A 22099-nucleotide genomic window follows, 5' to 3' on the forward strand; every position below is an offset into this window, starting at 1 on the left:
CCACGCCGGCATCATCGTCGTCGTCGCGGGTCATCAGCGCCGCTCCTCGATCCCGGCCACGCCGGCATCATCGTCGTCGTCGCGGGTCATCAGCGCCGCTCCTCGATCCCGGCCACGCCGGCATCACCGCACCACGGCCCCCGCGCCGGGACCGCCGCGCCACCACCGCCACGTCGGCGAAGGCCTGCCGGATGGGTGCCTGGGGTTTGTGCACCGTCACTTCGGCGGCATGCACCCGGTCGTCATTCATGATGTCGTCGGCGATCGCCCCGGCAACTGTTTCGATGAGGTTGCGCGGCGGACCCGAGACAATATCGGCGGCCCGCTGGGCCAGCACGGCGTAGTCATAGGTGTCCGCCAGGTCGTCGCTGGCGGCGGCGTCGAGCAGGTCGATCCACACGGTGATATCGACGACGAAGTCCTGCCCGTTGGCGCGCTCGGCGTCGAAGACCCCGTGCCGCCCGTGAATCGTCAAGCCACGCAACTCGATTCGATCAGCCATCGGCCCAAGCCTCCACGACCTTGAGCGCATCGACCGACGCCCGGACGTCGTGCACCCGCACACCCCACACTCCGTTCAGCGCAGCCAGCGCGGAGATCACCGCGGTGGCCGTCTCACGTCCGGCGGGCGGTCGCGCCACGCCGTCGGAACCAGCCAGCAACGTGCCGAGAAACTGTTTGCGGGACGCTCCCACCAGTACCGGGAAACCGGTCGAGACCAGCCGGGGCAGCGCGTGCAGCAGCGCCCAGTTATGTTGACCGGTCTTGGCAAATCCCAGGCCGGGATCGATGATCAGCTTCGCCGGGTCGACGCCCGCGCTCATTGCCTCGTCGGCGCACGCGAGCAGCTCGGTGCGCACCTCGGCCACGACATCCCGATACCGCGGCACCCGGTGCGGCTGGTCAGCTGCCACCGATCGCCAGTGCATCAGCACCCACGGCACTTGCGCCTCGGCCAGCAGCGGCGCCATGTGCGGATCGACCCGCCCGCCGGACACGTCGTTGACGACCTTGGCGCCACTGTCGAGCGCCGCCCGCGCCACATCCGCGTGCATGGTATCGATACTGACCGTAATACCTTCTGCCGCAAGCGCTTTGACGACAGGAACCACGCGACCGATTTCGACGTTCGGCTCGACGCGGACGGCGCCGGGCCGGGTCGATTCGCCGCCGACGTCGATGATCGCCGCGCCCTCGGCGGCCAGCGCCAACCCGTGCTCGACGGCGCTGTCAGAGTCGCGGTAGCGTCCGCCGTCCGAAAACGAGTCGTCGGTGACGTTCACCACCCCGACGACGCGCACACGTGTCGTGGTCACTTGCGCAAGATCAGTTCGAGCGCCTCGGCCCGCGATGCCTGGTTAGTCTTGAACAGGCCGCGAACCGCCGAGGTGGTCGTGATCGCGCCGGGCTTGCGCACTCCGCGCATCGCCATGCACAGGTGCTCGGCCTCAATGACGACGATGACGCCGCGCGGGTCGAGTTTGCGCGTCAGGGCGTCGGCGATCTGGGAGGTGAGCCGCTCCTGCACCTGGGGGCGCTTGGCATAGAGATCTACCAGCCGGGCGATTTTGGACAGCCCGGTCACCCGGCCGTCGTTCCCGGGGATGTAGCCGACATGGGCGACACCGTGGAAAGACACCAGATGGTGCTCGCAAACGGAGTACAGCGGGATCTGTTTGACCATCACCAGCTCGTCATGCTGCTCGTCAAAGGTGGTGTTCAGCACGGTGTCGGGGTCGGTGTAGAGCCCGGCGAACATTTCCCGGTAAGCGCGAGCGACCCGCGCCGGAGTGTCCTCCAGGCCATGGCGGTCCGGATCCTCACCGACCGCGAGCAGAAGCTCCCGGATCGCGGCTTCGGCGCGCGCCTGGTCGAACACCGGTGTGCCCAGGATGGCCGTCCGGGAATTCGGCTGCACCATGAAGCCTCCGTTGTCTCAATCGTGCGCGGGCGGGTCGGATCGGCCGGAGTCTCCGGCTTGCTGGTCGGGCGACGGGCCGGCCCCCGATGCCGGCGAACCAGGTGGCTGAGGCGGCTCGTAAGGAGGATACGGGTGGCCCGGCTGACCCGCGTACTGACGTTGCGGCGGGGGCGGCGGCCAGTACGCCGGCGGCTGCGTCGGCGGCGGATACCAGTAGCCCGGCGGCTGCGGTGGCGGTGGCCACCCCGGCGCGCGCCAGCCGGCCGGTGCACCGTAGTCGGGCTGGGTCCGGGTTTGCGGCGCAGCAGCATCGCGGCCGGGATGAGAGCCATAGCCGGCCGGTACCGCGTGCGAGCCGTTGGCGCCGTTGGTGCCCCGATCACCCTCTGTGCTCGCCGCCTCGGCGGTCGCCCGGGCGATGGCGGCCTTGAACGCAGGCTCGGGGGCGGGCTTGGGCCACGGTTCCCCGCGCTCGATCGCCAACTCGCCGGGAGTTTTGATCGGCGGCTTGTCCGACGGAATACGGCCGCCGAAGTCGTCGAACATGGTCAGCCGCGGCCGCTTTTCCACGTCGACGAAGATTGCCTCCAACTCCGCGCGGTGCAGGGTCTCCTTTTCCAGCAGTTCGCCGGCCAGGACGTCCAGTACGTCGCGGTACTCGGTGAGGATCTCCCAGGCCTCGGTGTGCGCGGCTTCGATGAGCTTGCGGATCTCCTCGTCGATTTCGCGGGCCACTTCGTGCGAGTAGTCCGGCTGGGTACCCATCGTGCGGCCCAGGAACGGGTCACCGTGTTCGGTGCCGTACTTGACCGCACCCAGCCGCGAACTCATCCCGAACTCGGTGACCATCGCGCGAGCGACCTGCGTGGCCTTCTCGATATCGGACACCGCCCCCGTCGTGGGCTCGCGGAACACCAGCTCCTCGGCGGCGCGACCACCCATCGCGAACACCAGCTGCGAAATCATCTCCGACCGGGTGCGCAAGCCTTTGTCCTCTTCCGGCACGGCCACCGCATGGCCGCCGGTGCGGCCGCGGGCCAGGATCGTCACCTTGTAGATCGGCTCGATGTCGGGCATCGCCCAGGCCGCCAGGGTGTGCCCGCCCTCGTGGTAGGCGGTGATTTTCTTTTCCAGCTCGCTGATGATCCGGCCCTTGCGGCGCGGACCGCCGATCACCCGGTCCACCGCCTCCTCCAGGGCTGCGCCGGTGATCACGGTGCCGTTCTCCCGGGCGGTCAACAGTGCCGCTTCGTTGATGACGTTGGCCAGATCGGCACCGGTCATGCCGACGGTGCGTTTGGCCAGCCCATCGAGGTCGGCGTCGGGCGCCATCGGCTTGCCCTTGGCATGGACCTGCAAAATCGCCTTGCGGCCGGCCAGGTCCGGATTGGATACCGGGATCTGGCGGTCGAAGCGACCGGGCCGCAGCAGCGCAGGATCCAAAATGTCGGGCCGGTTGGTGGCCGCGATCAAGATGACGCCGGCCCGCGGGTCGAACCCGTCCATCTCGACCAGCAACTGGTTGAGCGTCTGCTCGCGCTCGTCGTGCCCGCCGCCCAGACCGGCGCCGCGCTGGCGGCCCACCGCGTCGATCTCGTCGACGAAGATTATGCAGGGGCTGTTCTGCTTGGCCTGGTCGAACAGGTCACGGACCCGGGAGGCCCCCACACCGACGAACATCTCGACGAAGTCGGAGCCCGAGATGGTGAAGAACGGCACCCCGGCCTCACCGGCGACCGCGCGGGCCAGCAGGGTCTTGCCGGTGCCGGGTGGTCCATAGAGCAGCACACCCTTGGGGATCTTGGCGCCCAGGGCCTGGTAACGCGCGGGGTTTTGCAGGAAGTCTTTGATCTCGTAGAGCTCCTCGACCGCCTCGTCGACGCCGGCGACGTCGGCGAAAGTGGTCTTGGGCATATCCTTGGAAAGCTGCTTGGCTCGCGATTTGCCGAAGCCGAAGCCCATTCTGGCTCCGCCCTGCATGCGGGAGAACATCGCGAACAGGCCGACCAACAGCAGCAGCGGCAGCACATAGATCAACAGCGACCCCAGAATGTTGCCCTGGTTGACTACGGTGCTGACCTTGGCGTCTTTGCTGTTCAACGCGTCGAACAACGGCACGGCGTAGCCGCTGGGATATTTGGTGATGATCTTGTCGGATCCGTCGGTCTCGCTGTTCCCGCTTTTGAGGGTCAGCCGCAGTTGCTGCTCGCGGTCGTCGATTTGGGCGCTCTTGACGTTGCCGGCCTTGATCTGGGCCACCGCCACTGACGTGTCGACGGGCTTGTAGCCGCGGCTATCGTCGCTGAAGTAGAAGAATGACCAGCCGACCAGCAGAACGACAGCGATCGCCGTGAGCGTGCGGATCACGTTTTTCCGGTTCATCAATCATCGGCCGTGCCCGGCCAGGTCCTTCCCCGATACATGCAGCTCGAACATCTAGGCTACCGCGACGACGATTGCCAGCCCGGCCGAACCTGGAGACCTTCCCGGCGGACCCGACGTGTGCTTTGGTGAGACACGTGCCAGATACCGTCCCCGTCATCGAACGCAGCGTCGACACCAACGGTGTGCTGCTGCACACCTGCGAAACCGGCGAACGCGGCGCCCCCGTAGTGCTGCTCGCCCATGGCTTTCCCGAACTAGCCTACTCGTGGCGACACCAGCTTCCCGCGCTGGCCACAGCCGGATACCACGTGCTGGCCCCCGACCAGCGCGGCTACGGCCGCTCCAGCCGGCCCGACACCATCGCCGCCTACACCATCGCCGAGCTGTCGGCCGATCTGATCGGCCTGCTCGACGACGTCGGCGCGCAGAAAGCGGTGTTTGTCGGTCACGACTGGGGTGCGGTAGTGGCGTGGAGCACCGCCCAGCTGCACCCCGACCGGGTGGCGGCCGTGGTAGGGCTGAGCGTTCCGCCGGTGCCGCGCGCCCAGACACCGCCGACGCAGGCGCTCCGCAAGACTTTCGGCGAAAATTTCTTCTACATGCTCTATTTCCAGGAGCCCGGAATCGCCGACGCCGAACTGGGCGCCGACGCGGCCACTACCCTGCGACGAATGATGGGCGGTCTGCGGCCGCCCACCGACCGGGAAGCGGCGCTGCGAATGATCCGGCCGGGTCCGCAGGGCTTCGTCGAACGGCTCGCTGAACCCGACAGCCTGCCCGACTGGATCAGCCCCGAAGAACTCGACCACTACATCGCCGAATTCACCCGCACGGGCTTCACCGGGGGTCTGAACTGGTACCGCAACCTGGACCGCAACTGGGAGATCATGGCCAACCCGGTGGCTCCCACGATCGGGACACCCGCGCTGTTCGTCGCCGGCGCCGATGACCCCGTGCTGGGCTTCACCCGCCGCGACCGCGCTGCCGAGGTGGTGAGCGGGCCCTACCGGGAAGTGATCCTTGACGGTGCCGGCCACTGGGTGCAGCAGGAACGCCCCGAAGAGGTCAACGAGGCGCTGCTAGACTTCCTCGACACGTTGGCCCTGTCATGAACCGTCCGCTGAACTTCGGTGTGTTCATCACGCCGTTTCACCCGACCGGTCAGTCTCCCACAGTGGCGCTCGAGTACGACCTGGAACGGGTGGTGGCGCTGGATCGCCTCGGGTTCGACGAAGCCTGGTTCGGCGAGCATCACTCCGGCGGCTACGAGCTGATTGCCTGCCCCGAGGTGTTCATCGCTGCGGCAGCCGAACGGACCAAGCACATCCGCCTTGGCACCGGCGTCGTGTCGCTGCCCTACCACCACCCACTGATGGTCGCCGACCGCTGGGTGCTGCTCGACCATCTGACCCGGGGCCGGGTGATGTTCGGCGCCGGTCCCGGCGCCTTGCCGTCGGATGCCTACATGATGGGCATCGACCCGGTCGAGCAACGCCGGATGATGCAGGAATCCTTAGAGGCGATCCTGGCGTTGTTGCGGGCCGCGCCCGGTGAACGGGTTAACTGCCACTCCGACTGGTTCGCGCTGCGCGACGCGCAGTTACACATCCGGCCCTACACCTGGCCGTACCCGGAAATCTCCACGGCGGCGATGATCTCCCCGTCCGGCCCGCGACTCGCCGGGGCGCTGGGCACGTCGCTGCTGTCACTGTCGATGTCGGTGCCCGGCGGCTACGCCGCGCTGGAGAACGCCTGGGAGATCGTGCGCGAACAGGCCGCCAAGGCCGGACACGACGAGCCCGACCGCGCCGGGTGGCGAGTGCTTGGCATCGTTCATCTCGCCGACAGCAAAGATCAGGCGCTCGAAGACTGCACCTATGGATTACAGGATTTCGCGAAGTACTTCGGGGCTGCCGGCTTCGTCCCGCTGGCAAATCTGGTCGAGGGTGCACAGTCACCCCGTGAGTTCGTTGAAGATTATGCAGCCAAAGGCAATTGTTGTATCGGCACTGCGGACGACGCGATCGGCTACATCCAGGATCTGCTGGACCGCTCGGGCGGTTTCGGGACATTCTTGCTGCTCGGCCATGACTGGGCCTCACCACAGGCGACGTATCACTGTTACGAGTTGTTCGCGCGCAAAGTAATTCCGCATTTCAAGGGACAACTGGCGGCGCCGCGCGCATCGCACGACTGGGCACGAGGTATGCGGGATCAATTATTGGGCCGAGCCGGGGAGGCGATAGTGAAGGCGATCAGCGAGCACACCGACGAACTCAAAGCCGAAAGCGAGCAGGGCTGATGCGCGCCGCGGTCCTGCGCGACGGGCGCATGGTGTGCCGCGACGACGTGCCCGATCCGGTGCCCGGCCCGGGTCAGGTGCTGGTCGCGGTACGGGTGTGCGGAATCTGCGGGTCCGACCTGCATTTCGCTGCCCACGGCGCCGAGGTGCTGTCGCTGACCGAACAGATGGGGGGCGCCATGGGAGTCGATTTGAACCGCGACGTCTTCATGGGCCACGAGTTCAGTGCGGAAGTGCTGGAAGCCGGACCCGACACCGACACCTACCGGCCGGGAACTTTGGTCACATCCATCCCGGTTCTCTTGTCAGACAAGGGTTTCGAACCGATCGTCTACTCCAACAGCACGGTCGGCGGCTACGCGGAGCGCATGCTGTTGGCTGCCCCGCTGCTGCTGGCGGTTCCCGACGGTCTGGACCCTCGGTTCGCCGCGCTGACCGAACCGATGGCCGTCGGTCTGCATGCCGTCAACAAGTCGGGGATTGCGCGCGACGAGCAGGCGCTGGTGTTGGGGTGCGGTCCGATAGGTATTGCCATCATTGCCGCGTTGTGCGCAAAAGGTGTGGAGTCCATTGCGGCAGCAGATTTTTCCCCGAAGAGACGCGAGTTGGCGATCACCATGGGAGCACACCAGGCGTTCGATCCCGCCCAAGGTTCCCCGTTCGACGCGGTGACGCCCCGAGTGGTTTTCGAGGCGGTAGGCGTACCCGGAATCATCGACGACGTGATGCGCAGAGTGCCGCCCGGCAGCCGCATCGTGGTCGCCGGGGTGTGCATGCAGCCCGATACCGTGCATCCGTTTTTCGGTATCTCCAAAGAGATCAATGTCCAGTTCGTGCTGGCCTACGACCCAGCCGAATTCGCAGAGTCGCTGCACGCGATCGCCGAGGGCCGCATCGACGTTTCCCCGGTGATCACCGGGGAGGTCGGCCTGGAGGGGGTCGCTCGCGCGTTCGACGAACTGGCGGATCCCGAACGTCACTGCAAGATCCTCGTTACTCCCTAAAGTGCGGCGCGTAAATCGTGGAGAAGGAAGAGACCTTTTGTCTAGCTGCGTTACCCACAACCGCACTCGCCGCGGGGTTAACGCAGCGGTGGCGGCGGCGATGTGGATCGTCGCGGTCGCCTGCTCCTCGGCGGCGGCACCACCGGCTTCCCACTCGACACCGCGCACAGCTTCGGCGCCGGCCGGCTCGTTTCAGGTTCGGACCTTTCCCGCCGGCCCGCGCCGACTCCGGCGCCGACACTGTCTTGGTGCGACAGCCCGCCGGCACGCTATGGGTCAGCGCCACCGAGCACAACGATATTGCCCTGATCACCGGCGCATTCCGTCCCGGCGAGGCGATCACCGTCGTCACGCCGCGCGGAAAGGCCCATTATCTCGGGGAACTCAACCTCGACAAGGGCACGATTGCGCAGCTTTCCGGACTGTCTGCGGTGATTCCGGCGGGAGGTCTGCTGATGGTGTCCCCCGATAGGAGTTAGGCACGCGATGACGGCAGCAGAACCATCGGTGGTCGAATCGCGGGTCGGCCACTACTACCAGATGGCCGACACCTATCTGGTCGGCCGTGAAAAGCTGCGCGAATACGCCCGTGCCGTGCAGGACTATCACAGCGCACACTGGGATCTCGCCGCCGCCGCGGAGCTGGGCTACCCGGATCTGGTGGCGCCGCTGACATTTACCTCGGTGCCGGGCATGGCCTGCAATCGGCGCATGTTCGAATCGGTGGTGGTCGGTTACCACACCTATGTGCAGACCGAAGAAGTCTTCGAGCAACACCGGCCGATCGTCGCCGGCGACGAGCTGTGCGTGGACGTCGAACTGTCGTCGGTGCGGCGGATCGCCGGAAGAGATCTGATCACGGTGACCAACACCTTCACCGACACCGCCGGCGAGCGGGTGCATACCCTGCACACCACCGTCGTCGGTGTCACCGCCGAGGACGTCGATCCCGCGATCACGGCGGCGGCGCAAAAAACGATGATGCACGACGTGGACATCGCCGCGATCGGCCGATCGACCACCGCCTACGAAAAGACGGTGCGCCCGCACGGCGATGCTCGTATCGCCACCGGCGGAACCACCCGCACACCGGGGACACCGCTTTTCGAGGACGTCCGGGTAGGCGACGAGCTGCCGGTGCACCATTGTCGGCTATCGCGCGGTGACCTGGTTAACTACGCCGGTGTGGCCGGTGACGCCAACCCGATTCACTGGGATGAGGGCATCGCCAAGCTGGCAGGGCTGCCCGATGTGATCGCCCACGGGATGCTTACCTTGGGGTTGGGCGCCGGGTACGTCTCCGCATGGTCGGGCGACCCCGGCGCGGTGACCCGTTACGCGGTGCGGCTGTCGCAACCGGCGATCGTGTCGGCCGCCGAGGGCGCCGATATCGAGCTCAGCGGCAAGATCAAGTCGCTGGACGCGCAAACCCGCTCCGGTGTGGTCATTGTCGCCGCGAAGTCCGGTGGGCGGAAAATCTTCGGCCTGGCCACGGTGAACATCCGCTTCCGCTGACCGAGTTTCGCAGTCTGGCCGCTGGCCCGGTGGTCGTTCAGCGCGCTTGTCGACCAGGGCTCGTGCGGTTATCGCGGCGGCTGTGAGCACTCGACGAAGGCGTTGAGGGTGGCGATCAGCCGCATGTCTTCGACGGCGCGGGCGTTGAGCACCCCCTCGGTGCACACCAGGTAGGCCAGGTGTCCGGCGCAGGTGATCACAATGTCGAACCGGTTGCGGGAGAATAGGAAATCGGCGCTACAGGTGATGTCTTTGCCGGTGGAGGTGCCATGCTGAAGAACACCACCGCGGCTCACCGGCCCTGGAATTTGTCCACGGTCCCCACGAGCACCTCGGCGGTGTGGGTGTCGGCGGCCAGCCGCTGGCGAAGGAGGCGGACCTGTTCGTTGTAGGGGGTTACCACCATGAAATCCTCGGTGCCCAACGGGTTGACCTCGCCGTGTTGGTTGGTCCACGGGGTTGCGATCAGCCCGGCGATTTCGGCGGCGATCAGCTCGGCTTCCTGCGCGGAGCAGGTGGCCCGGCGGGTCTCATCAGCTGCGGATTCGCGGCGCAGAATGGTCAAGTCATCGGTAACGCCGCGCAGCAGCCGAAGAACTCGGACCTCATCGACCACGACGCACCGCCTCGGCGAACTCCTTGTGCGCCCTGGTGATTTGCGGCAGTTCGTCGAGACAGATCTTGCGCGTCGTTGCTTCCCACCCCACACGTGCCGCGCGATCCGTCTCGAATAGCAGCTTCCCGCGCAGGGCGACTCTGCCCGCAAGTTCAAGGGGAGCGTTGTCGAGCACCAGCAGATCGACACCCGGGGGCACAAGCACCTCGAAGGCAGCTGGAGGCGCACCACCGAAGTACGCGGCGATATCGATGTCGGAAGTGGGCCGGGCCGTGTGCTCAGCCCGACTGCCGTGCAGGTAGGCAAACACAGCGCCGTGCCGCCGCAGCACCTCGAGAGCCTCAGCGGTTCGCGTCGCGACGTCGTCCACGTGGGCAATTGTCGCACCGCCGGGGTGGCTAACCGGAACAGCGGCGCATTTGCTCGTCGCGGACAAGCCGGTGCGCTTGGGCCGCGGTGTCGGTGCCCGGCGATACGGTTGACCGGTGCGACATGAGGAGATCGGGGCGCTGTGCGCCGGAAGCCCGGCCTGGCGGCTGCTGCGCGCCGACAACGCGCCGCTGGTCTTGTCGTTTTTGGGCCGGGTGTTCGTCGAGGAGAACGTCCGCGACATCGCCGCATCCCAGCTGATCAGCCAGCTCGACGACGAGCTGTTCACCCTCGGTGAGCAGCTGGGTGAACACGCTTACCCCAAATCGGCGCGGGCCTACCTCGATGATTGGTCGGCGCCGGAGTGCGGCTGGCTGCGCAAATACTATCCACCCGGCAGCGACGAACCGCACTACGATGCCACCCCGGCGGTGGAGAAGGCCGTGGCCTGGGTGCGTGGGCTGCGAGAGCGCTCGTTCGTCGGCACCGAGTCGCGGCTCAACACCGTCTTCGAGCTGCTGCGCCAACTGGTATTCGGGTTGCAGACCGACGCCCGGACGCGCCTTGCCGAACTGGAACGCCGGCGCGCCGAGCTCGATGCCGAGATCGCCGCGGTCGCCGGCGGCGACTTCACGGTGCTGGATCCCGCCTCGGCCCGTGACCGCTATCAGCAGTTCGCCGACACCGCCCGAGGGTTGCTGGCCGACTTCCGCGAGGTCGAGGCGAACTTCCGCCGTCTCGACCGAAAGATGCGCGAGCGCATCGCCACTTGGGACGGCGCGAAGGGGCAGCTGCTCGACGACGTCGTGGGCGGGCGCAACCACATCAGCGATTCCGACCAGGGCCGCAGCTTTCAGGCGTTCTACGATCTGCTGCTCTCGCCGGGCCGCCAGCATGAGCTGACCGAGCTGCTGGACAAGGTGCACCAACTGGATCTCATCGACTCCGACACCACCCCGGAGAACACCCGGCTGCGTTTCATCCACCACGACTGGCTCGACGCCGGTGAACGCGCCCAAGCCACGGTGCGGCAGCTATCCGAGCAGCTGAGGCGTTTTCTCGACGACCAGGTGTGGCTGGAAAACCGCCGGGTGATGGAACTGCTGCGCAGCATCGAGGCCCACGCGCTGGGCCTCCGGGATCAGCGCACCGCCGGCTTCAGCCACCAGATCGACGCCAGCGCCCCGGCGGTGCGGCTGCCGATGGAGCGTCCGCTCTACAGCAGGGCCCGCACCGTCGCGGTGGACAGCAGCGCTGTCGAGGAAGGCCGTTTCGACGGCGAGCCCGCTGCGCTGTTCGAGCAGGCCCATGTCGATCCGGAACCGCTGATTTCCTCGGTGCGCCGGGCGTTGCAACGGTGTGGTCAGGTCGGGCTGTGTGAAGTCATCGCCGAAAACCCGATCCGCCAGGGACTGGCCGAACTCGTCACCTACCTGTCACTCGACGACCACGCGTTTCGCACCGTGTTCGACGAGACCGCCAGCGACACCGTGGAATGGACCGACCCGACCGGCCTGGTCCGCGTCGCCACGCTGCCGAGGATTATTTACGCGCGCAACGGATCACACGGAGATTGAGATGGCAACCACGCGCACCGTGCCCCGAGACGAGCTCAGCCTGCCACTGGTGGTGACCCACCTGATGAAGGGGGTGGTCTACCGCGACACCCATGACAAGGTGTGGCAGCACCTGGTCGCGCTGGTGCCGCGGGTCAGCGACTACGTCGCGACGATGGGGCTTGTCGTGGTGGTCGACGAGTCCGAGGGTTATGCGTTCCTGCGCTCCAAACCCGACGATCCCGACGAAGATCGAGACATTCCCCGGCTGATCCCGCGGCACGCGTTGTCGTTTCACACCAGCCTGTTGCTGGCGCTGCTGCGCAAAAAGCTCGCCGAATCCGACGCCACCGACGACGGATACCGGGTGATCCTGAGCCGTGAGCAGATCCTCGACATGATGGTGATGTTCATGCCCACCTCCACCAACGAAGCCAAGATCACCGACAACCTCGACCGCACCATCGCCAAGGTCGTCGACCTCGGGTTCTTACGGCGAATACCTAAGCAAGACAACCAATTCGAGGTACGCCGGGTTCTCAAGGCGTTTGTCGACGGGCAGTGGCTCTCCGATTTCGACACTCACCTGGCCGAGTACGCCGCTGAGCTGGAGGCAGACCGGTGACCGGCTTGTTTTCCCCGGTCGAGCTCGACGACGGTATCGACGCGCTGACCGGTTTCCGGCTGCAGCGACTCGAGGTGCTCAACTGGGGCACGTTCGACCGGCGGGTGTGGCAGCTGCACCTGCATGGCCGTAACGGTCTGCTCACCGGCGACATCGGCTCGGGCAAATCAACCCTCGTCGACGCCATCACCACCTTGCTGGTGCCTGCGCACCGCATCGCCTACAACAAAGCCGCCGGCGCCGCGGCACGAGAACGCGACCTGCGCTCCTATGTGCTGGGCCACTACAAGTCCGAGCGCAACGAGACGACGGGAAGCTCACGTCCCGTCGGCCTGCGCAGCGCCGGCAGCTACTCGGTGGTGCTGGGCTATTTCCGCAATGCTGGTTTTGGGGCCGATGTCACGCTGGCGCAGGTGTTCTCGATGAAAGAGGGCGTCAGCGGCCAGCCGGACCGCTTCTATGTCACCGCCGATGCGCAGTTGTCGATCACCGAGCATTTCAGCGGCTTCGGATCGGAACTGTCCGCCCTGCGCAAACGGTTACGCCAGGCCGGCGCGGCGGTTTTCGACCATTTCCCCGAATACAGCCGCGATTTCCGGCGCAAGCTGTCGATCGCCTCCGAGCAGGCGATGGAGCTGTTCCACCAGACGGTGTCGATGAAATCGGTGGGCGACCTCAACGACTTCGTCCGCGATCACATGCTCGAACCGTTCGACGCCGCCGCGTGGGTGGACAAGCTGATCGCGCATTTCGACGACCTGACCAAGGCGCACGAGGCGGTCGTGATGGCGCGGGCCAAACTCACCGACCTCGGCCCGCTGGTCAACGACTGCGACGTGCACGAGGACCTGACCGAACGGCTCGCCGAGCTGCACGCCCAGCGGGATGCGCTGCGCTACTACTTCGCCGGTCTGCGGGCGCGCCTGTTCACCGAGCAGGCCCAGGCGCTCACCCGGGCAACCGCCGACGCCGAGCATCGCCGCGCCGGGATCGAGGAGAACCTGACATCGATGCGCGCGGCGCTGGGCAGCCTGCAACTGGAGCAGGCCGGCCACGGCGGCGCCGAAATCGCCGAGATCGACCGGCAGATCGAGGACCGCTCGGCACGACGCGACGACCGGCAGCGCCGGCGCGCTGCCTTCGACGACTGCCTGCGGCGGGCCGGCCTGGACGGTGTTGCCGACGCGGCGCAGTTCGCCCGGCGCCAAGCCGAGATCATCGCCGCCTCAAAAGATGTGCAGGCGGCGATGGCCGAGGTTTACAACCACAGCACCGACGCGAAAGTCCTTCAGCGCGAGTTGCAAGCCGAAGCCACCGGGATAGCAACCGAATTGGCGAGTCTGCGTCAGCGCCCCAGCAACATCCCCGATCACAACATGCGCATCCGGCAGCGCTTGTGCGCCGACGTGGGTGTGAACCCGTCGGCGATTCCGTTCGCCGGCGAGCTGATCCAGATCGCCCCCGAGCACGCCGACTGGGAAGGCGCCGCCGAGCGGGTGCTGCGCGGGTTCGGGTTGTCGCTATTGGTGCCCCAGGAGCTGTATCGGCAGGTCTCCGACTGGGTCGATGCCAACCATCTCGGCGGCAAGCTCGTCTACTACCGGGTACCGGCAACGGTATCGCGGCAGGGCGGCGAAACACCCGGGCCCGGCGCACTTGCCCACAAGCTGCACATCAAAGACGGGCCGTTCTACGAATGGATCGAGCGTGAGCTGGTCAGGCGCGCGCCGCACGCCTGCGTGGACAGCATGGCGGATTTCCGCCGACACGAGTTCGCGCTCACTCGCGCCGGGCAGATCCGCAGCCGCGGCGGCCGGCACGAAAAAGACGACTCGCACCGCATCGACGATCGCCGGTTTTACGTCCTGGGCTGGAGCAACGAGGCCAAGATCGACGCGCTGCTCGCCGACGGGCAGCGGGTGCAGGCCGAGCTCAACCGCGCCGAAGCCACGCTGGCCCGGCTGGCCGCCGAGCAGGACACGATCAGCGCCCGCAAGTCCGCGCTCGACCAGCTTGAGGCACTGGCCACCGGTTACGACGACATCGACTGGGAGTCCACGGTCGCCGAGATCGACCGGCTCGCCGCCCGCAAGCGCGAGTTGGAGGCCTCCTGCGGTGAGCTGGCCCGCATCGGCCGTGAGATCGCTTCGGTCGAGGCCGAGATCGAGGCGGCAGACGAGCAGCGTCGCCGCATCGAGCAGGACATCGGCAAACTGTCCCAGGACCAGGACCGGGCCCAGGCCGGCGCGGCCGCCGCCGCCGCGATCGCAGCGGAGCCGGGCGCAGAGAACGCCGCGCGCCACTACGACGCGCTGGCGGCCCGCATCGGCGCTGAGCCGGCCACCGCGGAAGCCTGCGCGGACGAGGAACCGAAACACTATCGGGCGCTGACCGCCGACGCGGAAGCCGTCGGCGCCAAAGCCGAGCAGCTGGGCCGGCGGATCGTCGGGCGGATGGCCGAGTTCCGCCGCAAATATCCCCACGACACCCTCGAGATGGACGACCACGTCGCCGCCGCCGGCGAATACCGCGCGCTGCGCGAGCGGCTGCTCAGCGACGACCTGCCGCGTTTCGAGGCCGCGTTCAAGGAATACCTGAACACCAACACGATTCGTGACATCGCCGGATTCCATTCCGAGCTCAACAAACAAGTCGAGCTGATCGGCTCGCGCATCGGGGTCATCAACGAATCCCTGGTGGGGATCGACTACAACCCCGGCCGCTATATCCGGCTCGAAGAATCACCGACCCCCAACCGGGAGATCCGCGAGTTCCGCGACGAGCTGCGCCGCTGCAGCGACGGCTCGATCGGCGCCGAGGTGAGCGACCAGTACTCCGAAGAGCGGTTCTTGCTGGTCAAGGAGCTGATCGAAAAGTTCCGCGGCCGCGAAGGCGTGACCGAGGCGGACCGCAACTGGGTGAAACGGGTCACCGATGTGCGTAACTGGTGTACGTTCGCGGCCTCGGAACGGTGGCGCAGCGACGACAGCGAGTACGAAAACTACACCGACTCCGGCGGCAAGTCGGGCGGGCAGAAAGAAAAACTCGCCTACACCATCTTGGCCGCGTCACTTGCCTACCAGTTCAATCTGAAATGGGGAGTCAAGCGCTCCAAGGATTTTCGTTTCGTGGTGATCGACGAGGCGTTCGGCCGCGGCTCAGATGACTCGACCCGCTTCGCGTTGTCGTTGTTCGCCAAGCTGGGCCTGCAACTGCTGATCGTCACCCCGCTGCAGAAAATCCACGTGATCGAGCCGTTCGTGTCCTCGGTGGGCTACGTGGAAAACAAGCAGGGCAACAACTCTGCACTGCAATGCTTGACCATCGAGGAATACCGCGCCCACAAACGGCTGCGCGCCATGATCGCCATCGACGGTGCGCCGTGACCGCCTGGTCGACTCCGGTGAGCATCCGCGCTCGGCTGCGCAAAAAGTGGGACACCGGCGCGCCGCTGGCGCAGCGCGCCCGCGGTGAGGCGTTCACCCCGATCGATCTGCCGTTGCGGGGCCCGACCGCGAGCGAACTGGGTCCGCGATACGCCGAGGTTTCCGCCTGGGTGCGGCAGTGGGCAGACCAGCGTGGCCCGGCTCAGCTGATCACCAAGACGCTCGGTGGGCGCCGCATCGGGGCTAACGCGATCCCCGACCGCTTCCGTATCGAGACATTCGAGGATCTCTGCTGCTTTTTGGGCACCACCGCCGAGGCGCGCCGGCATCGCGAGCTGGTGGAGTTGACCGATGCGATGTCACCGCGGCTGCGGTCCTGGGTTGTCGACAAACCCCTGCGCGCCCTGGCCCACCAGGAGCACTTCGAGCGGCTGCTGGCCTGCGTGGGCTGGTTGGTCGACAACGCCGGCCGCGGCTATTACCTGCGCCAGATCGACGTGCCCGGCGTGGACACCAAGTTCATCGAAAACCACCGCGCGATCCTGGCCGAACTTGTCGACCTGGTCACGGGTCGCCCCCCGGTCACCGACGGGCGGGATTTCGCGGGCCGGTACGGCTTTCGGACCAAACCGGCGCGGGTGCGGATCCGCTTTCTTGACCCGGCGGTGTCGCCGTTTCCGCCGGGCATCACTGACGTGGAACTGTGCGCCGAGGAACTGGCCAGCCTGCCGCTGCGCGTGCAGCGGGTGTTCGTGGCAGAAAACGAGGTGAGCTGCCTGGCTTTTCCGGCGGTTGCCCGCGCGCTGCTGATTTTCGGCGGAGGATACGCGGTGCACCGGGTGAGCCGCGTGAGCTGGCTGCACGAGGTGCCGCTGTATTACTGGGGCGACATCGACACGCACGGTTTTGCGATTCTGGACCGGCTGCGCGCCGGATTCCCGTCGGCGCAGTCGATGCTGATGGACCGCGCGACGCTGCTGGCCCACGAAACCCAGTGGGATCGTGAACCCGCGCCGGTGAACACCGATCTGGTGCATCTGAGCGCCGACGAGGCCGCGCTGTATCGAGATCTCGTCGAGGACACCTTCGGTGCGGCGGTCCGCCTGGAACAGGAGCACATCGCCTACCCGATGCTGGAAGCGGCGGTGTCGGCGGCGGCATCGGTGTAACGGCGCGCGCCGCAGGCGATGCCGCGTAGATTTCGCCCGGTTGCGAAAAGACCTCGATCGGATAGCCAGCCAGCAGATCGCCCCTCGTGGCAGGTGCAGCGGGGACTCATCGACAGTTCGGTCGTGATCGGCCTGGACCGTCTCGACGCCAAGCGGCTTCCGGTCGACCTGCCGCTCTACACCCGCAACATCGACGACTTGCGCCGGCTCGACCACCTGCTGACCATCGTCGCCGTCTGAGCGGCAGACTAGGGGTTCATGGCGGAGTTGTTGATCGCGGCCAACCCGGACCGGGATTCCCGGCTGCCCTACCTGTTGCGGATTCCACAACCCGGGGGTGACCTGCTGTTTCGGACCGCCGGAACGTGGCCTCGGGTCAAGGCGTTGTACTGCTACCCGGTCGATCTGGCCGAGTGGCCGGCCGATCCGGTGATCGTTGACCGCGTGGCGCTGCGCTCGTGTCAGCGCCGGGGCGCGGCCATCGACGTGATCGCGGCGAGATCCCGGGAAAACCGTTCGCAGCTGGTGTTCACCACCGCGCGCGGGCGCGACGCGGTGTTTTGGCAATCCCCGCGCACCCGCAAGCAGGCCCGCCCCAACGTGCGCACCCCGACCGCACGCGCCCAGGGCATCGAGCAGCTGCAGATCATCGTCGACGCCCACGAGCAGTACCCCTACCGGTTTGCCACCCAGCAGGTGCACACCGTTCGCCGAGCATTGCCGTGCGGCGACTACGGACTGGTCGTCGACGGACTGCTGGTGGCCAGCGTGGAACGCAAATCCCTGGCCGATCTGGTCACCAGCCTCACCGGCGGCACGCTGCGCTACCAGGTCGCCGACCTGGCCGCGCTGCCGCGCGCAGCCCTGGTCGTGGAGGACCGCTACTCGCAGCTGTTCAAACTCGACCGCGTGCGCCCCGCCGTGATCGCCGACGGGCTGGCCGAACTGCAGGTCCGCTGGCCCACCGTGCCGGTGATGTTTTGCGAGACCCGCCAGCTGGCCGGGGAATGGACCTACCGGTTCTTGGCCGCCGCGTACCTCTGGGCGACTACTGAACACGCTGCACTACAACGTATTTCAGCGCCTCAGATCGACGTCACCGATCTGGATCAGGCCCCCGGGGCACCGGAGCCGAGCACCGCCGAGGTGCGCGCCTGGGCCCGCACTGCCGGATTGCCGGTGCCCGACCGCGGCCGCCTGCGCCCCGACATCTGGCAGGCCTGGCACGACGCCAACCACCCCGGATGATCGCGAAGGCGCGCCCCGGTGCCGCGAAAGTGCGACTGCCGACCTATTCCCCGCGTATGGGCGTCGCCAGTTGCACTGTCGCGGTTCACGTCCCGGCGCGCTGCGTAGACAGGCTGCCGGTCAGACCTTGATGATCGTCAGGCCGGCCGCGCCGTCGAGGGCGGCGAAGTCGTCGTCCTGGGTGACGACGGGCAGCGCTCGCGAAGCAGCGATGGCTGCGATCCATAGGTCGTTGATCCGGACTCGGCGGCCAGTCTCGGCCAGATGGATGCGTAGCCGCGCCCACATGCGCGCCGCTTCCTCATCGACGGGCAGTGTTTCCATGTCCGCAACGGATTCGAGGGTCGCCAGTCGTTGCGCGCGGCTGTCGGAACTGCGTGCGGCCAGCACGCCGACGGTGAGTTCGGCGAGAGTGATCACAGTAGTCGCGACCTCGGCGGGGATCAGCGACTCCTCGAGTTGACGGCCCGTTTCGGAGGCGATGAACACCGATGTATCGAGCAGCCCGGCCGGCGGTGTCTGGCTCATCGAACCGGACCGAGATCGTCGGTGCTGTCGCCGGCGAGGAGCGCAAGGTCGTCGCGCAAACCTGGATCCGCTTGCGCACGGTGCAACCGGGCCAGAAACTCGGTTTTGGCCAGCCAGCGCCGACGCGGCGGCTCAGCTGCGGTGAGCAGTGCGACGGGGCGGCCTTTGACCGTGATGGTGATGTCTTCTCCGGCTTGGACACGGCGAAGCACACCCGCCGTATCATTGCGCAACTCGCGGGAAGCTACCTCAGGCATGCTACAAATGTACTACGTTCGTAGCATCGCGCCCGCTAGGGTCGTGCCGGCCCGAACAAACTCCGCCATGCTGGCGCAGATCGACCGGTTAGTTTGGAGCACGGACTGATTCGATGACTCATGCGCCGAGCCGGCTAACGGCTGTCACATCACCATCGTCGGCCGATACTGTCCTGCGATCAAACCCTGTGCACTGTTTGGCATCACGTTGGCCAAAAACGTCAGCTCGGTGGGTTGCGTCGCCGCGCCCCGGCGGCGATGTCGAGCACGTCAGGCGATGGACACGCACTCGCCGACGGATGGACTTACCGGTTAGGCATCGAGTCACCGATCTGGACCGGGGTGCCGCGAAAGTGCAACTGCCGACCTACTTCTCGAGGCAGGCGTCGTCAGTTGCACTTTCGCGCGGGCGGCTGGTACACCTCGCTCAGGCGAGCAACCCGCGGATGTCGTCAGCGGTCAGCGCCGAGCCGAACGCGTTACCGTCATCGATGACGCTGGCGAAGAGCTTGGCCTTGCGGGCGTTGAGGGGCCATCACTTTGTCTTCGATGGTGTCGTGGGCGATGAGCCGATACACCATGACGTTGCGGGGGTCTGGCCGATGCGGTGAGTGCGGTCGATAGCCTGCGCCTCGGTGGCCGGGTTCCACCACGGATCGAGTAAAAAGCAGTAGTCGGCCTCGGTGAGGTTCAGCCCGAACCCGCCAGCCTTGAGGCTGATCAGGAACACCGGGGCGTGGCCGTCTTTGAATCTCGCCACCGCAGCCGCGCGGTTGCGCGTGCGACCGTCAAGGTAGCAGTAGTCGATTCCGTCAGCGTAGAGGCGGTCGCGGACCCGGCCCAGGAACCGGGTGAACTGACTGAACACCAGCGCGAGGTGCCCGCCGTCGGCGACATCGCGAAGATGCTCGGCGAGCACGTCGATCTTGGCGCATCCCAGCTTGTCATAGGCGGGATCGACCAGCCCGGGGTGTAGCGCCATCTGGCGCAGCACGGTCAACGACTTGAGGATGGTGAACCGGTTTCTCGCCATGTCATCGAGCAGACCAAGCACCTTTTGCCGTTCCCGTTGCAGCCGCTTGTCGTACAGGCCGCGGTGCCGCGGCGCCAGCTCGATATCGAGGATCTGCTCTTGTTTGGGCGGCAACTCGGCGGCTACCAGTTCTTTCGTGCGACGTTTGACCAGCGGCTTGATGCGGCGACGCAACAGCGCCATCAGCTCGGGGTCGCCGGTCTTTTCGATGGGCTTGGCGAAGAAGTCGGCGAACTTCGTCGGGTTGGGGAACAGCCCCGGAGCGGTGATCGACAGCAGCGCCCACAGCTCCATCAGGTTGTTTTCCATCGGGGTGCCGGTGATCGCCAACTTGAACGGCGCCGTCAGCTTACGTGCGCACTGGTAGGTCTTGGCGTGATGGTTCTTCACCTACTGGGCTTCGTCGAGGATCAGGCCCGACCACAAACGAGCGGCGTGGGCATCGAAGTCCAGCCGAAAGAGCGCGTAGGAGGTGACCACGACATGGGCGCCCGCCGCAAGCTCGTCGAGGTCGGCACCGGCGCGGCCGAAGATCGGCACCACCGAGAGCTCGGGCGCGAACCGCGCGGCCTCGGCGACCCAGTTGGCCACCACGCTGGCCGGCGCGACGACCAAAAATGGCGCCATGTCCGGATTCTGTTGATGGGCGCGGCAAATCAGCGCCAGTGTCTGCAGGGTCTTGCCCAGACCCATGTCGTCGGCCAAGATTCCGCCGAGCCCGGAGTCGTACAGGGTCGTCAGCCACAAGAGCCCCCCGGCCTGATAGGGCCTTAGCTCGGCATGAAGGCCGGCCGGCGCTGCCACCGGTTCCACACCCTGCAGTGCGCGCAGAGCGACAACCTGGCGGCGCCATTCGCGGGCTTGGCGCGTCACGACACCCAGCTCGGCCAGCTCGTCGAACAACCCGACCTGGAACCGACCGATCCGGGGCGGCCCCTCGTCGGCGTCGGTGAGTGCGCGAGCCTCCTCGATGAGCCGACGCAGCTTGACCAGCTCCGGCTTGTCCAGCGCGAAGTAGGCGCCATCGGCGAGCAGCAGGTGAGACTGACCGGAGGCGAGCGCGGTGAACACGGTGACGAAGGGAATCTTTTTGCCTTCGATGCTGATCGTGACGCCCAGGTCGAACCAGTCCGTTTCCCCGGCCACCGCGTCGGTTCTGACCGCGATGACCAGCGAGCCGCCCGTCTCTCGGTAATCCGCCGGGTCGCCGGTGACCTGCAAGTCGACTTCGGGAAGCTCGGCCAGCAGCGGTTGCGCCTCGGTGCAAAACCGCATCGTGTCCAACCCGGATAGCCGCACCCTGTTGATCAGCGTGCCATCGTCGGCGCGCAGCCCCCATCGCTCCAGCGGTGCATCGATGTGTGCGGCCAGTCTGCGCTCCGCTTCCAGATCGCGGCTGGCCGCATACACCGATCCACCGAGCGGCGCGCGAAACTCGTCGTCGCCGACGCGGTATAGCCACTCCCAGGTCAACTCGAGTTCGTGCTGACCCTGGTAGTCGGCCCGCAACAGCAATCTCGGCCCTACGATCTCGGGCGGGCAGAACGATTCGTCCGACGACGTGATGACCGCGACGCGGCGCAGCCGCGGGTAGTACTCCGCAGCGAACCTACCCGCCTCACCGGCCGGTATGACAAGCGGCTGGCCGCTGAGCGCCATGCGTTGCAACGCTTCGGCTGCCGGCTTGTCCAGTTGAGCTAGCCGTAGTCCGCCGTCGGCGTACACCACGCCATGACCCGAGGACCCGATAAACCCGATCGGCCGGGCAGCGATGCCGTCGACGCGAAGCACGGGCTTGACCAGGAGGGTGCCGGCTGCCTCGACCGTGACGTCCAGGCACAGCTGCGCCGCGTCGTAGACCGGCACCTCCGTGGCGGGCTTAGCCTGTATCAACCGGAGCCCGACGCGCCGGGCCTCGCTCAGCAGCGGCCACAGCCGCGGAGACTCGAAATGCAGAAGCGATATCGTTTTCGGCTCGCCGTAGGCATAGCCTCCGTAGGAATAGCTGTAATAACCGTTCGAATTCGGGCTCGACGCCCGGTAGGTCGCGTAGAGTTCCTGCAACAACCGAACCTGGGCATCCGGATTACCACTGTGGCGCAACATGGTCAGCCCTGCCCAGCTCAGATCGCCGGCCACCCAGCCGCCGCGCTTACCGGGCCGCACGAGCCGGGCGTCAAGGCTT

Annotated in this window: 20 protein-coding genes and 1 pseudogene; 10 read left to right on the forward strand and 11 right to left on the reverse strand. The window is 66.6% G+C overall.

The window, feature by feature from the left end:
* Nucleotides 1–67 precede the first annotated feature (67 nt).
* Genes folB through ftsH form a run of 4 tightly spaced genes read right to left on the reverse strand, consistent with a single transcriptional unit; the run spans nucleotide 68 to nucleotide 4303 of the window.
* Nucleotides 68–502 (reverse strand): dihydroneopterin aldolase, encoded by a 435-nt coding sequence (folB, locus tag F6Q13_RS00185; protein WP_293050486.1) that lies wholly within the window; start codon nucleotides 500–502, stop codon nucleotides 68–70.
* Entirely contained in the window at nucleotides 495–1316 is an 822-nt protein-coding gene (folP, locus tag F6Q13_RS00190; protein WP_293050489.1) for a dihydropteroate synthase, read from the reverse strand. Before folP ends, folB begins: the two co-directional genes overlap by 8 nt.
* Entirely contained in the window at nucleotides 1313–1921 is a 609-nt protein-coding gene (folE, locus tag F6Q13_RS00195; protein ID WP_293050491.1) for a GTP cyclohydrolase I FolE, read from the reverse strand. Before folE ends, folP begins: the two co-directional genes overlap by 4 nt.
* Before the next feature lie 15 nt (nucleotides 1922–1936).
* Nucleotides 1937–4303, reverse strand: coding sequence for an ATP-dependent zinc metalloprotease FtsH (gene ftsH, locus F6Q13_RS00200; protein ID WP_293050493.1), 2367 nt, complete (start codon nucleotides 4301–4303; stop codon nucleotides 1937–1939).
* 137 nt (nucleotides 4304–4440) lie between these two features.
* Between ftsH and F6Q13_RS00205 the strand changes: the two genes are divergently transcribed.
* The 5 genes from F6Q13_RS00205 (at nucleotide 4441) to F6Q13_RS00225 (ending at nucleotide 9127) form a co-directional block, all read left to right on the forward strand.
* On the forward strand, nucleotides 4441–5418 hold the full coding sequence (locus F6Q13_RS00205; RefSeq protein WP_293050495.1) for an alpha/beta hydrolase: 978 nt from the start codon (nucleotides 4441–4443) through the stop codon (nucleotides 5416–5418).
* On the forward strand, nucleotides 5415–6608 hold the full coding sequence (locus F6Q13_RS00210; protein ID WP_293050497.1) for an LLM class flavin-dependent oxidoreductase: 1194 nt from the start codon (nucleotides 5415–5417) through the stop codon (nucleotides 6606–6608). Before F6Q13_RS00205 ends, F6Q13_RS00210 begins: the two co-directional genes overlap by 4 nt.
* A complete protein-coding gene (locus F6Q13_RS00215; protein ID WP_293050499.1) occupies nucleotides 6608–7612 on the forward strand; it encodes a zinc-binding dehydrogenase in 1005 nt (334 codons plus the stop codon). Before F6Q13_RS00210 ends, F6Q13_RS00215 begins: the two co-directional genes overlap by 1 nt.
* Nucleotides 7613–7860: 248 nt before the next feature.
* Nucleotides 7861–8091: a hypothetical protein gene (locus F6Q13_RS00220; RefSeq protein ID WP_293050501.1), complete on the forward strand. Its 231-nt coding sequence runs from the start codon at nucleotides 7861–7863 to the stop codon at nucleotides 8089–8091.
* A gap of 7 nt (nucleotides 8092–8098) precedes the next feature.
* Nucleotides 8099–9127: a fused (3R)-hydroxyacyl-ACP dehydratase subunits HadA/HadB gene (locus tag F6Q13_RS00225; RefSeq protein WP_293050503.1), complete on the forward strand. Its 1029-nt coding sequence runs from the start codon at nucleotides 8099–8101 to the stop codon at nucleotides 9125–9127.
* Nucleotides 9128–9195: 68 nt separating this feature from the next.
* Here F6Q13_RS00225 and F6Q13_RS00230 read toward each other — a convergent pair whose 3' ends face one another.
* The 3 genes from F6Q13_RS00230 to F6Q13_RS00240 are packed head-to-tail and all read right to left on the reverse strand — an operon-like array spanning nucleotide 9196 to nucleotide 10113.
* Nucleotides 9196–9423: a hypothetical protein gene (locus F6Q13_RS00230; protein ID WP_293050505.1), complete on the reverse strand. Its 228-nt coding sequence runs from the start codon at nucleotides 9421–9423 to the stop codon at nucleotides 9196–9198.
* Entirely contained in the window at nucleotides 9420–9743 is a 324-nt protein-coding gene (locus F6Q13_RS00235; protein WP_293050507.1) for an AAA domain-containing protein, read from the reverse strand. Before F6Q13_RS00235 ends, F6Q13_RS00230 begins: the two co-directional genes overlap by 4 nt.
* A complete protein-coding gene (locus tag F6Q13_RS00240; RefSeq protein WP_293050509.1) occupies nucleotides 9733–10113 on the reverse strand; it encodes a nucleotidyltransferase domain-containing protein in 381 nt (126 codons plus the stop codon). Before F6Q13_RS00240 ends, F6Q13_RS00235 begins: the two co-directional genes overlap by 11 nt.
* A gap of 115 nt (nucleotides 10114–10228) precedes the next feature.
* Here F6Q13_RS00240 and F6Q13_RS00245 point away from each other — a divergent pair, with 115 nt between their 5' ends.
* The 5 genes from F6Q13_RS00245 (at nucleotide 10229) to F6Q13_RS00265 (ending at nucleotide 18096) form a co-directional block, all read left to right on the forward strand.
* Nucleotides 10229–11689 carry a DUF3375 domain-containing protein gene (locus F6Q13_RS00245; RefSeq protein ID WP_293050511.1) on the forward strand — a complete coding sequence of 487 codons (1461 nt, stop codon included), beginning with the start codon at nucleotides 10229–10231 and terminating at the stop codon, nucleotides 11687–11689.
* A gap of 1 nt (nucleotide 11690) precedes the next feature.
* Nucleotides 11691–12293, forward strand: coding sequence for a DUF4194 domain-containing protein (locus tag F6Q13_RS00250; RefSeq protein ID WP_293050513.1), 603 nt, complete (start codon nucleotides 11691–11693; stop codon nucleotides 12291–12293).
* Complete coding sequence (locus F6Q13_RS00255) at nucleotides 12290–15679, forward strand: ATP-binding protein (protein ID WP_293050515.1); 3390 nt, start codon at nucleotides 12290–12292, stop codon at nucleotides 15677–15679. The genes F6Q13_RS00250 and F6Q13_RS00255 overlap by 4 nt, the downstream gene beginning before the upstream one ends.
* On the forward strand, nucleotides 15676–16848 hold the full coding sequence (locus tag F6Q13_RS00260) for a Wadjet anti-phage system protein JetD domain-containing protein (protein ID WP_293050517.1): 1173 nt from the start codon (nucleotides 15676–15678) through the stop codon (nucleotides 16846–16848). The genes F6Q13_RS00255 and F6Q13_RS00260 overlap by 4 nt, the downstream gene beginning before the upstream one ends.
* A gap of 258 nt (nucleotides 16849–17106) precedes the next feature.
* The gene (locus tag F6Q13_RS00265; protein ID WP_293050519.1) at nucleotides 17107–18096 is read left to right on the forward strand and encodes an ERCC4 domain-containing protein; all 990 of its coding nucleotides are present in this window, start codon (nucleotides 17107–17109) and stop codon (nucleotides 18094–18096) included.
* A gap of 120 nt (nucleotides 18097–18216) precedes the next feature.
* Here F6Q13_RS00265 and F6Q13_RS00270 read toward each other — a convergent pair whose 3' ends face one another.
* From F6Q13_RS00270 to F6Q13_RS20210, 4 genes and pseudogenes are all read right to left on the reverse strand, one after another.
* Complete coding sequence (locus F6Q13_RS00270) at nucleotides 18217–18624, reverse strand: type II toxin-antitoxin system VapC family toxin (protein ID WP_293050521.1); 408 nt, start codon at nucleotides 18622–18624, stop codon at nucleotides 18217–18219.
* Nucleotides 18621–18881: a type II toxin-antitoxin system Phd/YefM family antitoxin gene (locus F6Q13_RS00275; RefSeq protein ID WP_293050522.1), complete on the reverse strand. Its 261-nt coding sequence runs from the start codon at nucleotides 18879–18881 to the stop codon at nucleotides 18621–18623. Before F6Q13_RS00275 ends, F6Q13_RS00270 begins: the two co-directional genes overlap by 4 nt.
* 535 nt (nucleotides 18882–19416) lie before the next feature.
* The gene (locus F6Q13_RS00280; protein WP_367140742.1) at nucleotides 19417–19914 is read right to left on the reverse strand and encodes a DEAD/DEAH box helicase; all 498 of its coding nucleotides are present in this window, start codon (nucleotides 19912–19914) and stop codon (nucleotides 19417–19419) included.
* Nucleotides 19903–22020 (reverse strand): annotated as a pseudogene (locus F6Q13_RS20210) (DEAD/DEAH box helicase); the annotation flags it as partial. The pseudogene F6Q13_RS20210 and the gene F6Q13_RS00280, both read right to left, overlap by 12 nt.
* Between the last annotated feature and the right edge of the window lie 79 nt (nucleotides 22021–22099).

This window comes from Mycobacterium sp. (assembly GCF_008709575.1).
In the GTDB taxonomy this organism is placed as follows: Bacteria; Actinomycetota; Actinomycetes; order Mycobacteriales; family Mycobacteriaceae; genus Mycobacterium.

What these genes read in the sequence shown, in the direction of transcription:
- folB (WP_293050486.1), bottom strand. Translation starts at nt 502, where the DNA reads ATGGCTGATCGAATCGAGTTGCGTGGCTTGACGATTCACGGGCGGCAC.
- folE (WP_293050491.1), bottom strand. Translation starts at nt 1,921, where the DNA reads ATGGTGCAGCCGAATTCCCGGACGGCCATCCTGGGCACACCGGTGTTC.
- ftsH (WP_293050493.1), bottom strand. Translation starts at nt 4,303, where the DNA reads ATGAACCGGAAAAACGTGATCCGCACGCTCACGGCGATCGCTGTCGTT.
- F6Q13_RS00210 (WP_293050497.1), top strand. Translation starts at nt 5,415, where the DNA reads ATGAACCGTCCGCTGAACTTCGGTGTGTTCATCACGCCGTTTCACCCG.
- F6Q13_RS00215 (WP_293050499.1), top strand. Translation starts at nt 6,608, where the DNA reads ATGCGCGCCGCGGTCCTGCGCGACGGGCGCATGGTGTGCCGCGACGAC.
- F6Q13_RS00225 (WP_293050503.1), top strand. Translation starts at nt 8,099, where the DNA reads ATGACGGCAGCAGAACCATCGGTGGTCGAATCGCGGGTCGGCCACTAC.
- F6Q13_RS00250 (WP_293050513.1), top strand. Translation starts at nt 11,691, where the DNA reads ATGGCAACCACGCGCACCGTGCCCCGAGACGAGCTCAGCCTGCCACTG.
- F6Q13_RS00265 (WP_293050519.1), top strand. Translation starts at nt 17,107, where the DNA reads ATGGCGGAGTTGTTGATCGCGGCCAACCCGGACCGGGATTCCCGGCTG.
- F6Q13_RS00270 (WP_293050521.1), bottom strand. Translation starts at nt 18,624, where the DNA reads ATGAGCCAGACACCGCCGGCCGGGCTGCTCGATACATCGGTGTTCATC.
- F6Q13_RS00275 (WP_293050522.1), bottom strand. Translation starts at nt 18,881, where the DNA reads ATGCCTGAGGTAGCTTCCCGCGAGTTGCGCAATGATACGGCGGGTGTG.
- F6Q13_RS00280 (WP_367140742.1), bottom strand. Translation starts at nt 19,914, where the DNA reads ATGGCGAGAAACCGGTTCACCATCCTCAAGTCGTTGACCGTGCTGCGC.